The organism is Streptomyces blastmyceticus (assembly GCF_039521185.1).
Classification (GTDB): domain Bacteria; phylum Actinomycetota; class Actinomycetes; order Streptomycetales; family Streptomycetaceae; genus Streptomyces; species Streptomyces blastmyceticus.
Genome location: NZ_BAAABW010000004.1, coordinates 138,776 through 151,263 on the forward strand (window position 1 = coordinate 138,776; position 12,488 = coordinate 151,263).

12 protein-coding genes are annotated in these 12,488 nt (G+C 70.3%); 8 read left to right on the plus strand and 4 right to left on the minus strand.

Features of this window, described 5'->3' with window-relative positions; all coding sequences use genetic code 11:
• Window position 1: 1 nt before the first annotated feature.
• The 3 genes from ABD269_RS04870 to ABD269_RS04880 are packed head-to-tail and all read left to right on the plus strand — an operon-like array spanning window position 2 to window position 3,512.
• Entirely contained in the window at window positions 2–979 is a 978-nt protein-coding gene (locus ABD269_RS04870; protein ID WP_344116347.1) for a glycosyltransferase family 2 protein, read from the plus strand.
• A complete protein-coding gene (locus tag ABD269_RS04875; protein WP_344116349.1) occupies window positions 979–2,349 on the plus strand; it encodes a polysialyltransferase family glycosyltransferase in 1,371 nt (456 codons plus the stop codon). The genes ABD269_RS04870 and ABD269_RS04875 overlap by 1 nt, the downstream gene beginning before the upstream one ends.
• The gene (locus tag ABD269_RS04880) at window positions 2,346–3,512 is read left to right on the plus strand and encodes an acyltransferase family protein (RefSeq protein ID WP_344116351.1); all 1,167 of its coding nucleotides are present in this window, start codon (window positions 2,346–2,348) and stop codon (window positions 3,510–3,512) included. The genes ABD269_RS04875 and ABD269_RS04880 overlap by 4 nt, the downstream gene beginning before the upstream one ends.
• Here ABD269_RS04880 and ABD269_RS04885 read toward each other — a convergent pair.
• Entirely contained in the window at window positions 3,453–4,145 is a 693-nt protein-coding gene (locus tag ABD269_RS04885) for a TetR/AcrR family transcriptional regulator C-terminal domain-containing protein (RefSeq protein ID WP_344116353.1), read from the minus strand. The genes ABD269_RS04880 and ABD269_RS04885 overlap by 60 nt on opposite strands.
• Window positions 4,146–4,228: 83 nt before the next feature.
• On the opposite strand from ABD269_RS04885, the gene ABD269_RS04890 reads away from it, so the two are divergent.
• The 4 genes from ABD269_RS04890 (at window position 4,229) to ABD269_RS04905 (ending at window position 8,832) form a co-directional block, all read left to right on the plus strand.
• Window positions 4,229–5,779, plus strand: a complete 1,551-nt coding sequence (locus ABD269_RS04890) for an FAD-dependent monooxygenase (protein ID WP_344116357.1) — start codon at window positions 4,229–4,231, stop codon at window positions 5,777–5,779.
• A 48-nt stretch (window positions 5,780–5,827) separates the two neighbouring features.
• Window positions 5,828–6,505, plus strand: coding sequence for a ribonuclease H family protein (locus ABD269_RS04895; protein WP_344116359.1), 678 nt, complete (start codon window positions 5,828–5,830; stop codon window positions 6,503–6,505).
• A gap of 151 nt (window positions 6,506–6,656) precedes the next feature.
• Entirely contained in the window at window positions 6,657–7,121 is a 465-nt protein-coding gene (locus ABD269_RS04900) for a hypothetical protein (protein ID WP_344116361.1), read from the plus strand.
• A 796-nt stretch (window positions 7,122–7,917) separates the two neighbouring features.
• Complete coding sequence (locus ABD269_RS04905) at window positions 7,918–8,832, plus strand: helix-turn-helix transcriptional regulator (RefSeq protein WP_344116363.1); 915 nt, start codon at window positions 7,918–7,920, stop codon at window positions 8,830–8,832.
• 27 nt (window positions 8,833–8,859) lie between these two features.
• Here the strand turns inward: ABD269_RS04905 and ABD269_RS04910 are convergent, their stop codons facing one another.
• Window positions 8,860–9,369: a hypothetical protein gene (locus ABD269_RS04910; RefSeq protein WP_344116365.1), complete on the minus strand. Its 510-nt coding sequence runs from the start codon at window positions 9,367–9,369 to the stop codon at window positions 8,860–8,862.
• A gap of 76 nt (window positions 9,370–9,445) precedes the next feature.
• Complete coding sequence (locus ABD269_RS04915) at window positions 9,446–10,402, minus strand: zinc-binding dehydrogenase (RefSeq protein ID WP_344116367.1); 957 nt, start codon at window positions 10,400–10,402, stop codon at window positions 9,446–9,448.
• Window positions 10,403–10,532: 130 nt separating this feature from the next.
• On the opposite strand from ABD269_RS04915, the gene ABD269_RS04920 reads away from it, so the two are divergent.
• Window positions 10,533–11,183, plus strand: coding sequence for a TetR/AcrR family transcriptional regulator (locus tag ABD269_RS04920; RefSeq protein WP_344116369.1), 651 nt, complete (start codon window positions 10,533–10,535; stop codon window positions 11,181–11,183).
• Window positions 11,184–11,240: 57 nt separating this feature from the next.
• On the opposite strand, the gene ABD269_RS04925 is transcribed toward ABD269_RS04920, so the two are convergent.
• A complete protein-coding gene (locus tag ABD269_RS04925; RefSeq protein WP_344116371.1) occupies window positions 11,241–12,206 on the minus strand; it encodes a hypothetical protein in 966 nt (321 codons plus the stop codon).
• Window positions 12,207–12,488 lie beyond the last annotated feature (282 nt).

Genomic DNA, 12,488 nt, shown 5'->3' on the forward strand with positions numbered 1-12,488 from the left:
AGTGGTCAAGCTCTCCGTCATCGTGCCGTTCTTCAATGTGCAGACCTATGCGCCCGACACATTGAGGAGCCTGCAAGCGAACACCCGCGAGGATTTCGAATTCATTCTCGTGGACGACTGCTCGACCGACGGCACGCCGGAGCTCCTGGAGCGCGCCGCGCGCGACCTGCCGGGCGCCAGGGTCGTGCGGCACGCGAAGAACGGCGGCCTCGCCACCGCCCGGAACACCGGGCTGGACGCGGCGAACGGCGAGTACGTGACCTTCCTCGACGGCGACGACTGGCTCGCCCCCGACTACTACCCCCAACTGCTCGACGTGATCGAGGAGTTGGCCGTGGACTTCGTGCGCACGGACCACGTCCAGTGCACGGGCCGCACCCGCACCGTGCAGCGCGTGCCGCACGGCAGGCGCGGGGTGGTGCTCGATCCGCGCGGCGCGATACTGCCCGCCGACCGCTCGACGTCCGTCGACTACGCCTACGCCTGGGCCGGGATCTACCACCGGCGACTGCTGGACGAAGGGCTGCTGCACTTCCGGGACGGCCTGCGCACCGCCGAGGACCGCCCGTGGATCTGGCGGTTGCACCGCGAGGCACGGACCTTCGCCGTGACCGGGCTGCTGGGTGTTTTCTACCGCCGGGGAGTGGCCACTTCGCTCACCCAGATCGGCGATGTGCGACAACTCGATTTCCTTCGCGCATTCGATCAGGTAATCGAGGAGACGGCACGGGACAAGGACGCGGACGCGCTTCTCCCGAAAGCCGTTCGAACATACTGCGCCATCATGTCCCACCAGCTCGGCACGATCGAACGCTTTGAACCCGCCGTGGCCCGCGCACTGCGTTCGAGGAGCGCGGCCGCACTGCGGAGAATGCCCCCGGAACTGGTCAAGGACGCATTGAATTCCATGGATTACGACCGCGCCGCCCGGCTGCGCCGACTGCGCCGCCGCCCCACCGCCCCGGGGGTCTCCGCCTGATGCACGGCCGCCCCCGCACCCAGATCTTCCTGGCGTCGACCCTCTACGGGGCCGCGACGCTCGCCGCCGCCCTGGACACCGGGTGCTTCTCCCCCGCCGACCGCAGGCTGCTGCTCGTCGCCAACACCGCGGCCGTCCCGGAGACGACCCCGGCCCTGGACGAGGCGCCCGGCTTCGACCGGCTGCGCGCCCGCTTCGACGGGGTGCTGTCCTGGAACGCGGCGATCAGCCCCTTCCACCCCAACGGCTGGACGCCCCGCCCGGACGACGCCCCGTTGTGGGAGCGGCACTTGAGGCTGCTGTGGGGCCTGGGCTCCGACGACCTGGAGCTGATCGTGGAGTCGATCCAGGTCAGCCCGGCGCAGGCGCTGGCCCTGTGCTTCGCGGACGCCCCGCTGGAGGTCTACGCCGACGGGCTGATGAGCTACGGGCCCACGCGCAGCAAGCTGGACCCGCTCGTCGGCACCCGCGTCCGCCGGCTGCTGCACCTGGACCTGGTGCCCGGGCTGCGCCCGCTGCTGCTGACCGAGTTCGGGGTCGAGCCGGAGATCGTGCCGACGGGCGCCTTCACCGCCGTACTGGCCGAACTCGCCGACGCCGCACCCCCGGTGACCGCACCCGGGGGTGCGGCTCTGCTGCTCGGGCAGTATCTGTCCGCGCTGGAGATCCTCGCGCCCGAGGAGGAGGAGCGGCTGCACGTGCGCATGCTGCGCGGCGCGGCCGCGCGCGGCCACCGGCAGCTGGTGTTCAAGCCCCATCCCTCGGCCCCGGCCCGCTGGTCACGGATGCTGGAGGAGGAGGCGGAGCGCCTCGGCGTGGAGCTGACGGTGCTGGACACACCCGTGCTGGCCGAGGTGGCCTTCCTGCGGATCCGGCCCGCGCTGGTGGTCGGCTGCTTCTCGACCGCGCTGCTGACGGCGAGCACGTTCCACGGGCTGCCGGTCGCCCGCACCGGCACGGATCTGCTGCTGGAGCGGCTCACTCCGTACCAGAACAGCAATCGCGTCCCGGTGACGCTCGTCGACGCGCTGCTGCCCGGCCTTGAGGACGCATCCGCGCACCGGCAGCTGTCGGTCGAGGAGGCCCAGGGGCTGCTGGCCGCCGTCGGCTTCGCCATGCAGCCGCAGGTCCTGCCCGGTCTGAGAGAGGACGCGGAGCGGTATCTCGCCGCGCACCTCGACGCCCGTACGCGCCGCTATTTCAAGCGGCGCCGCTTGACCGCCCTGGCACTGCCGGGGGCGGTCCCCTCCCAGCTCGCTTTCCTGCCGCGCAGTCCGACCGTACGGAAAGTGGCCCGCCGCGCGCGGGCCGTCCAGCGGCGACTGGCCCGCAAGACGGCGAAAACGACGAAGACGACGGTGACGGCATGACGGCCCCGACCCTGCCCGAGGCCCGTACGACTCCCGCCGCCACCGGGGCCGCCCCACCGGCGAAGGAATCGGGCAGCCGGCTGCGGGCGCTGGACGGGCTGCGGCTGATCGCCGCGCTCATGGTGGCGCTCTATCACTACGGCGGCCGGGACGGCGACGTCAGCCGGGCCTGGGGCTCCTCGCCGCGCCATGAATTCCCCACGCTTTCGGGTGCGTTCGCGTACGGCTGCCTCGGCGTGGAGATCTTCTTCGTCATCAGCGGCTTCGTGATCTGCATGAGCGGCTGGGGGCGCCCGCTGCGCTCGTTCTTCGCCTCGCGGGTGGCCCGCCTCTACCCCGCCTACTGGGCGGCGATCGTGCTGGTGACGCTGGCGTTCGCGCTGCCGTGGGTGGCGTACAGGACCGTCTCGCCGAGCGACTTCCTGGTGAACCTCACCATGCTCCAGCAGCCGGTGGGCGCGCAGCGGGTGCTGGGGGTGTGCTGGACGCTCTGGGCGGAGGTGCGCTTCTACGCGCTGTTCGCGCTGTTCGTCGTCCTGCCGGGGGCGACGCGCCGCCGGGTGATGCTCTTCTGCGCGGTGTGGACGCTGGCGACGGTGGTGACGACCGCTTCGCACGTGGAGCTGCTGCGGGTGGTGGTCATGCCGGAGTACTCCTCGTTCTTCATCGGCGGCATCGGCCTCTATCTGATCCACCGCTACGGCCATGACGCGCCGGCCTGGGGCATCGTCGGGGTGAGCTTCCTGATCGGGCAGCACTACGCGGTGGCGGGCCTGTGGCACCCGCCGAACCCGCACTACTTCTCCTACCGTTCGGCGTACGCCATCATCGCCGTGATCGCCCTGGGGTACGCGGCCGTCGCCCTGATCGCGCTCGGCAAGGTGCGCTGGGCGAACTGGCGCTGGCTCACCGTGGCGGGGGCGCTGACCTACCCCTTCTATCTGGTGCACGAGCACCTGGGGTGGGTGGTGATCGGGGCGCTGCACCGGAAGCTGGGCGTCCCGGCGTACGGGACGTTCGCGCTGACGATCGCCCTGATGCTCGGGCTGGCGTGGGTGCTGAACCGCTGGGTGGAGCGGCGCTTCACCCCCGCCCTGCGGCGGTCACTGCTGCGCGGGGTCTCCGGCGGCCTCTCCGGAAGCGGCGGCGCGGCCGCCCGGTAGCAGTGTGGCCTCGATGCCGGCTATGACGACGCGCAGCCCGTCCTCGTAGCCCGCGTCGAGGTCCTCGAAGAACTCCCAGCCCGCTTCGTCGGCCAGCGGGTGCCCGGCCAGGCGGCGGGCGCGCGCCTCCTTGTCGTAGGCGGGGTCGCGGTCGTCGCTCTTCGGCGTGGGGTGGACGGACTGCTCCTCGATCACATAGCCGACGGTGTACGTGCTGAGCGTGAACCAGGCGCGGGCGGCCGCGCGCGGGGTGAACCCGGCCTCGATGCAGTCGCGCAGCATGCTCTCCAGCGGGGTGGCGTAGCTGTTGTCGGTGAAGCGCGTGCCGCTGAAGACCTTGGCGCCGTCGCGGTAGCCGAGCAGGAAGCGGCGCTGCTCACGGACGGTGGCGGCCATCCGCTCCTGCCAGGTGTCGCTCTTGGTGTGCGCGACGGGCACGGCCATGCGGCGGAACATCTCCGTCGCCACCTCGTCGAGCAGCTCCTGCTTGTTCTTGAAGTGCCAGTAGAGCGCGGGTGCTTGGACGTCCAGCTCCTTGGCGATCCTGCGCAGGGTGAGGCCTTCGAGGCCCACTTCGTTGAGCAGGCGCAGTGCGGTGTCCGCGACGAGGGCGCGGTCGATTCGAGTTGCCACCTTGACAGCTTAACGCTGTTCAGTTCACGCTGGGGACACAGTGAATTTAACGTCGTTAAGGGGGGTCCTCGATGGACACCGTCATGACCACGACCACGTCCGCGTCCACGTCCGCGGAGACCGAGGTGCTGATCGCCGGTGCGGGCCCGACCGGTCTCGTCCTCGCCGCCGACCTCGCCCGCCGGGGCGTCCGCCACCGCGTCGTCGAGCGCGCCGGGCGCGGCTTCCCGGGCTCGCGGGGCACGGGCATCCAGCCGCGCACGCTGGAGGTGCTCGACGACCTGGGCCTCGGGCCCGCGTTCCTGACGGAGGCCGGGCCGTGCCCGCCGGTGCAGACCTGGGAGGGCACCGAGCGCATCCGGACCTGGGATCTCGTCGAGCGGGGCGAGCCCACGCCCGCCGTGCCGTATCCCGAGACCCTCATGCTCCCCCAGTGGCGCACGGTGGAGCTGCTCCACGCCCGGCTCGAAGAGCTGGGCGGCCGGGTGGAGTTCGAGACCGAGCTGACCGGCTTCACCCAGGACGAGGACGGCGTCACGGCGACCCTGCGGCACGCCGACGGCTCCACCGACACCGTGCGGGCGCGGTATCTGGTCGGCACCGACGGCAGCCGCAGCACCGTCCGCATGACGCTGGGCACGTCCTTCACCCGCACCCCCGTCGACGCGCGTCCGGTGCTGCTCGCCGACTTCATACTGGAGGGGATCGACCGCGGCCACTGGCACATGTGGCCCACGGCGCCCGGCGGGATGATCGCCCTGCGGCCGCTGGAGGGCGTGGAGACGTTCCAGCTCATCGCCGGGTTCGACGACACCGCCCACGAGCCGGACCCCGAGCGCGACGCCACGCCGGAGGCCCTGACCCGCCTCCTCGCCGAGCGCACCGGGCTGACGGGGCTGCGGGTGGGCGAGGTCCGCTGGTCCTCCGCGTTCCGGGCCAACGCCGCCATGGCGGAGCGGTTCCGCACGGGCCGGGTCCTCCTCGCCGGGGACGCCGCCCACATCCACGCCCCGGCGGGCGGCCAGGGCCTCAACACCGGTGTGCAGGACGCGTACAACCTCGGCTGGAAGCTGGGTGCCGTGCTGCGGCTCGGCGCGCCCGACGCCGTGCTCGACTCCTACGACACCGAGCGGGTGCCCGTGGCGGCCGGCGTGCTGAGCCTGTCCACCCGGCAGAACGCGGCGGACCGGGCCGCCGGCTCCGGCCTCTCGCCCCGCGGCTCCGAGACCCTCCAGCTCGGCATCTCCTACCGCGAGAGCCCCCTCACCCAGGAGCGCCGCCAGTACGTGCCCGAGGACGGCCTCCGCGCGGGCGACCGCGCGCCGGACGCCCCCTGCCACGACCGCGCGGTCGACCCCGTCCGCCTCTTCGACGTCTTCCGGGGCCCGCACTTCACCCTGCTGGACCTCACGGAGCAGGGCGCCGGCCTCCCGTCCGCGGAATGGCTGCGCACCTGCCGCGTCGGAGGCCCCGAGGCGGATCTGCTGGACACGGGCGGCCACGCCAAGTCGGCGTACGGCCCGGGGCTGTTCGTGATCCGTCCGGACGGCTATGTCGGCCTGGCCACGGACGACCCGGCGGACGTGCGGGAGTATCTGACGGCGCTGACCGGCCGGACCCTCGCCGGTGCCTGACCGGGCTTCGTTTTCCGGTCCCCGCGGGAGCACTGGCATGATCGGGGGATGTCTGACCGCATCATTGCCGCCTGCGACGGCGCGTCGAAGGGGAACCCCGGGCCTGCCGCATGGGCCTGGGTCATCGCCGATCCGCACGGGCGCCCCGAACGCTGGGCCGCCGGGCCGCTGGGCAAGGCCACCAACAACGTGGCGGAGCTGACCGCCCTGAAGGACCTCCTGGAGACCGTCCCGCCGGGGACGCCCCTGGAGGTGCGCATGGATTCGCAGTACGCCATGAAGGCGGTCACCCAGTGGCTGCCCGGCTGGAAGCGCAACGGCTGGAAGACCTCCGGGGGCAAGCCGGTCGCCAACCGTGAACTGGTCGAACGCATCGACGAGTTGCTGACCGGCCGGGAGGTGGAGTTCCGCTACGTCCCGGCGCACCGCGAGGACGGCGATCATCTCAACGCGATCGCGGACCAGGCGGCCAGCGACGCCGCCGCGACCCAGCAGCCGGCCGGCACGGCGCTGGGCGCGGAGGCCATGCCCGTCCCCGCACCGGCCCGCAGCACTCCGGCGCGTACGGCGAAGAAGTCCACCGGCCCGAAGTCGGCGCCCCGGGGCGGCACCCGCACGATCAAGGCGAAGTTCTCCGGCCGCTGCCCGTGCGGGACGCCGTACGCGGCGGGGGAGGACATCACCAAGCTGGAGAAGGGCTGGGGACACCCGGCCTGCCGCGTCTGAGAGGGACGCCTGCGTTTCGGTCAAACAGTGCCGCGAACACGTCATAGCCGTGCGCGGTGGATTCTGCCGCAACGGCCTTGCTGTCAGAGTCCCGGTGCGGTGCCCTCCCGGGCGCCGCACCGAGGTACTACCTGACGCAAGGAGTTCTCTGGTGAAGAAGAAAGTCGCCACACTTCTCGCAACCTCAGCACTCGCCGCCATGACACTCGCCGGACAGGCGAGCGCGGCCCCTACGGACCACGCCTCCGCCGACGCCGCTAGACAGACGACGGGCGCGGCCATCAGAGCGAGCCAGGTGTACAACGCGCCGTTCGCCCTGGGTCGCGGCGAGTCGGTGAGTTCCGACACGGCCACGCTGGTCATGCAGACCGACGGCAACCTCGTCATCTACGACGAGTTCGGCCGCGCCCGCTGGAACTCCAACACCGTCGGCCAGGGCTGGACGGCCCAGTTCCAGACGGACGGCAACTTCGTCGTCTACACCCGCTCCGGCCGCGCGGTATGGCACTCCCACACCTGGGGCCACCCGGGCTCCCGCCTGGCCGTCCAGGACGACGGCAACGTCGTGATCTACGACGGCAGCCAGGCGATCTGGTGGTCGGGCACGGCCCACTGATCCTCCGCTTTCACTTGCGGCCGGGCCCCGCATGGGGTCCGGCCGCACTTGCGCGTGCGCCGCGCGACAGCGCCGAACAGGGCGGCCACGACGTGGAGTTGCGTGGACCAGCAACGGCAACTCGGCAGGTCGACCACCCGGGTTCGGTCACTTGATCCGGTAGATCCGGGCGCACGACCGCAGTTGGGAGTATCTTGGTCCGAACAGTGCCAGAGAGCGACACGTCCGGCACGAATAGCAACGCGCCTCGGGGAGTGGCCGGTCCCGCATCGAGGCCGGCATCGGAGGAGAATCCCCCTCAGTGTCATCTGACAACCATAGCCGCATACCCCTTGCGATCGTTGGCGAGCTCCGGCTTCCAGCACGGCTCGCCAACTTCTGGCCGGTTGACCCCTCTTGCCGTTCGGGGGTGAGTTGATGGTCGGCAAACCCCTGGATGCGTCGAGCATCCAGTCCAAGGACGTGCGCAAGGTCGTCGAGGAGCTGCTCAAAGAAGGCGGCTGGACCCTCCGCAAAGAAGGGCACGGCGCCCGCTTGCACTGCCCGTGCGACAACGCGTGCACAACGATTCCGGTTGCGGGGACACCGCGGAACGAGGGCAATCTCGCCAGACGGATCGCCCGCATGGCACGGCGATGCCCTCTGCCGTCAGACTCCCCGAACAGGAGTCTGACGGGGAGGCCTCGCGAGTGACATCCCACTCACAGGCTTGCGATTTGCCCCAATATGGGAGACCTTACTGTTGACGGTTGCCAACAGCTCAGGCACTCTAGCCACCAACACAGGGGGCATTCACATGGAGTATGAGTTCACGTTCGTCGTGGACGGAGCGACTGTCGACGACGACACAGCAGTCAACCGCCTCGCAGATGAACTGGACGCAATGCTCGCCCGGGCCGGCGGTCAAGACCTCCTCAGTGTCTCTTCCTATGGGGACAACGCTGTCGAAGCCGCGCTCTCCGTGGCCCACATCGCCCGTGACCTGATTCCCGGGCTGCGACTGCTGCGACTGGACCGCGATCTGGTCGGGGTGCAGGAGATCGCCGAGCGAACAGGCCGTTCGCGTCAGAACGTTCATCAGTGGGCGACCGGCGCACGCCTCGCCGACAAAGAGCCCTTTCCCCAGCCGGAAGGCACCGTGGGCCGGGCGCATGCCTGGCTGTGGAGCGAGGTGAACGACTGGCTCCACCAGCACGGTCTTGACGACGGCGCCCTTTACCCGACCCGACACGAGATGACACAGATCGACTATCTCCTGGCGAACGGTCTGAGTTTCTCGTTCCGCTCCACGCCTGCGCAGGGGTTCGACGAGTCGAGGGATGAAGTCGTCGCCGCGCTGATGGAACATCAAGTCGGCTTCTCCCAGTTCCTGTCCCGCCTTCCACTGGAGAACGCAGCCGATCAGCACATCCTGGCCGTCGCCGGCCACGACGAGCCCGCTCATGAAGTCATGCGCTTCATAGCCGAGGCGAACCGCGATGTCGTACTGGTCAGCTCCAGGGGCGGCGTGATCACGGGCGTCCACTTCTCAGTGGATACGAAGGGGCCGCAGAAGGTTGTCCAGGTGCGGCATGACTTCACGGTGTGGGACTGGATGGACCTGGTGAGGGACGAGCCCTCAGCGACATTTGTCGCCGAGAGTCCCGCCCCCTTGACGGCTCCGCACTTCCATCACAGGCAAACACTGTCCTTCAACACGGCCGCGGCCTAGCCAGTCCGATCGTCAAGGCGGACGCGGCTATGCCGCGAGCTCGTACGCCTCCAGCCGCTTGATCATGCGCCGGACGATCAGCAGCGGAATCACACCGAAGATGCCGAACGACATGTCGATCAGCTGCCAGTAGAAGGGAATCCCCCGGATCGGCCCGCAGATCAGGGCCAGCGGGACGATGGCGGCACATGCGATCATTCCGAATTCGATGACCCAGATATTGCGGACCGGGTCGCGGTAGGGGCCGTAGAAGGCGATCGCGATGACCAGATGGGCGAAGGCCAGCCAGTCCGTTCCGTACAGCACGAACGGATATTTCGCGTCGGTCGCCTCCAGCCCCTCGCGGGCCCTGCCGACCCAGTCCACCAGGCCCGGCAGCCACCCGGGGACCGGCGACCCGTCGGACCGCAGCACTTCGTCCAGCCAGCGAATTTCGGTGACCAGCGGAAAAGCGGTCAGCCCGCTGAGCACCAGGCCGACGATGAAGACGACCAACCAGATTCGAATGCGACGCCGGAGCGCTGCTTCCCCATTCATGATCGGAGCGTACGTCCAGCCCATCGGCGTTCCCGCACCGGGTCCGTCACCAGGGCCCGGTTGATTGGCGATCCGCCTACTCCGTCGTAGCCACGGCTACGCTCCAGTCAAGTTCGAGCACCGCCTTGCCGTGGAGTCGGCGGCCGAGGAGGGCCTCGGCCGCTTCCGCGGCCTTGCCCCAGCTGCCACGCCAGGAGATCTGCGGATCGAGTTCGCCTGCGGAGACAAGGGCGGAGAGCCAGGTCAGGTCGGGGGCGAGGCCGGTGCAGGCGAGCAGGAAGAAGGTGGCGATCGAGCGGTCGTGACGTCCCTGGTCGCCGAAGAAGGCTCCACCCGGGAAGTGCTCGCTTTCGTCTGTCGCATGGCCTACCGCTACCAGCGTGCCCCGCTCGGCCAGCGCCTGGTAGGCATCGACCAGTTGGCGGCCGCCCACCAGATCCACGACGCCGTCCACCGGCGCATCGACCGCTCCCGGCCCCACGATCACTTCGTGGGCACCGAGGGCACGCAGGCTGTCGCCGTGTGCCTCAGGGTTTCCGGTGACGGCGACGACGTGTGCACCGCCGAGCCGGGCGAGCTGGACAGCGTATCGTCCGACGCCGCCGGTGGCCCCGGTGACGAGGATCCGCTTGCCGAGCAGCGGGCCGATACGGTGCAGGGCGCGCAGGGCGCTGGCGCCCGCCACCGGGATCGTACTGATCGCGCCCGGGTCGGCGCCCGCAGGGGCAATACCGATCAAGTCGGTGTCCACGGCGCGGAATTCAGCCCAGGCACCGTCGTGGCCCAGAGTGGTCACGGGGGTGCCGACGGCCGGCCCCGAGCCGTCGGCGGCGGCCCGCTCCACGACGCCGGCCGCGTCCCAGCCAAGGACTGCACCGTCGGGCGCATTCTCCAGGACGTGCCTGATCTCGCCGTAGTTGAAGGACGTCGCTGCCACCCGGATCAGGGCCTGGTGAGGAGCAGGCTCGGGGTCGGGGCTCCGGCCGAGCCGCAGCCCGGCGGGGGCGGAGCGGTCGACGAGCAGAGCGCGCATGGTGGTGCACCTTTCGGCAGGGATGGCACGGCGCTTCGGGGCGAGGCGCCGGACCCATTTCTGCCACTGAGTGGCACAAGCCGTCAAGTGGCGATCGCTCTCCCATAGCGATTCCGGCTACACTGCCGCCATGTCTGAAGCTGCGAACGAACGGCTCCCGCTGCGCGAGCGCAAGAAGCTCCGCACTCGGCAGGCCCTGATCGACACGGCCTTGGTGATGTTCACCGAGCGCGGCTTCGACGGCACAACGCTCGACGAGCTCTGCGACGCGGTGGACGTCTCCAAGCGCACCTTCTTCCGCAACTTCACCAGCAAAGAAGACGTGGCCAGTGCGCCGACCCAGGACCTGTGGGCGGCCTTCCTCGACGAGCTCGAGACCTGCGAACCAGCGGGCCGTACCCTTCTGGAGATGCTGCAGGACGCGCTGCTCGCCGCCCTGGACCGGATGACGGCCGACGGCTGGGCCCGGCGGGTGCTGCTCAGCCGACGGCTGGCTGACAATGCGCCCTCGATCGGCGCGCACGGCCTCCATTTCTGCGACCGTACCGGCCGCGCCGCGCTCACCGTCCTGCACCGCAGACTCGACCTCGACGGCTCAGGGGATCTACGCCCGCGACTCGCCCTCGATGTACTGATCGCCGCGTTCCACTGCGCGCTGGACACCTGGACGTCGCGGCCCGGCACTCCCACCCGCACGGGCCTCGCGGCCGGCCTGCGCGAAGCCTTCGCCGCCGTGCCCGGCAGCCTGACGCTGACCGCAGAGCTGCGGAAGACCCCTTGACAGTGCCGCGCCACGCGCTTCCGCAACTCGGCGCGGAGGCCGATCCGCGCGGCGTGCTCAGCTGCTGATGGCCGGGGCCCCGGCCGTGACCTGGCAGTCGCCGCCGCCGTAAGCCGGAGCCATCTCCGGCCCCGCCCCGCGCAGCGCGGCTCGTACGGCGGCCGCGCCACGGCGGGCGGCCGCCACGGCGCCCGAGGTGTCGTCAGCGGGTGGAGCTGGCGCGTTTGGCCGTACGGGTGGTGGCACGAAGCGCCGTTCGGCAGCGCGCTGTTCCGCGAAGGTGGGCGCGTCCGGCATCTTGCGGAGCAGACGGTTGCGGATGATCCCGGCGGCGGAGTGGACGTGTTCGGGCAGCCCGCCCGTGAGCGCCTCACGCACCTCCGCCAGACACGCGCCCCGCTGGAACCACTCCCCTGCGAGCGGTGCGAGCCGGGCGATGTCCATGCCGGACAGGCGCAGCCGCCGTTCGGTGCGGGAGACGGTGGTGAGGGCGTAGGCGCCCTGCTGGACGAGGGGTGGCGGGATGGTCACCGGGCCGCCGGGCGGGGCGAGTTCGGTTTCCGGCGCCGGGCCCGGATCCGGCTCGGAAGCCGTGGGTTGGGGAGGTTGGTTCGTGTTCTCCCCCGTGTTTTCTTTTGGGTAACGACCGACCGACCGGCGCCCCGGCTCACCGACGGCCGGGATTTCGGCACCCGGTCGCGCCGCCCGCACGACAGCGGCCTCCTCGGCGGTCAGCGGCACCCCGGACACGAGCTGCTCGGTGGTCCACCGCCCGCCCCGCCCCTGCTCGCGCCACTCGTGGTAGTACCCGGCGGCGGCCAGCTCCCGCTTCGCACGGATGAACCCCGTGGTCTTGATCCCGGCCCGCTCCGCCACCTTCCACAACGGCAGATCCGCGGCGGGCGGCAGCGACAGCTGCCAGATCAGCAGGCGCACGGCGTCCGAGGAGAGCTCGGGATGACGAATGATGTCGTTGGCAACCTGCGTGAACGCACGCGCAGGCGCGATAGCATGCCGGAGCATTCCGGTAGTCGTCCTTAAATGCATACCGGGTGTAGACCCCTGGCCTGGTGTGGGTAGCACCGCCAGGGGTCGCCTCGTATACGGCACGAGGCAACCCGTCTGGCGCCACCGTAAAACACAATTTCCGCCCGGACGCGGCCACTTGCCCCACATCCCCCGAATGGGTATCCCTGCGCAGACTGTGTGTTCCGGTTCCGCCCCGGGCGTGAGGTCCGGATCTCTGACACCGGCTGACATCTCATGGACTTCCATGCATACCGTCGACGTCGGCACACTGACCTT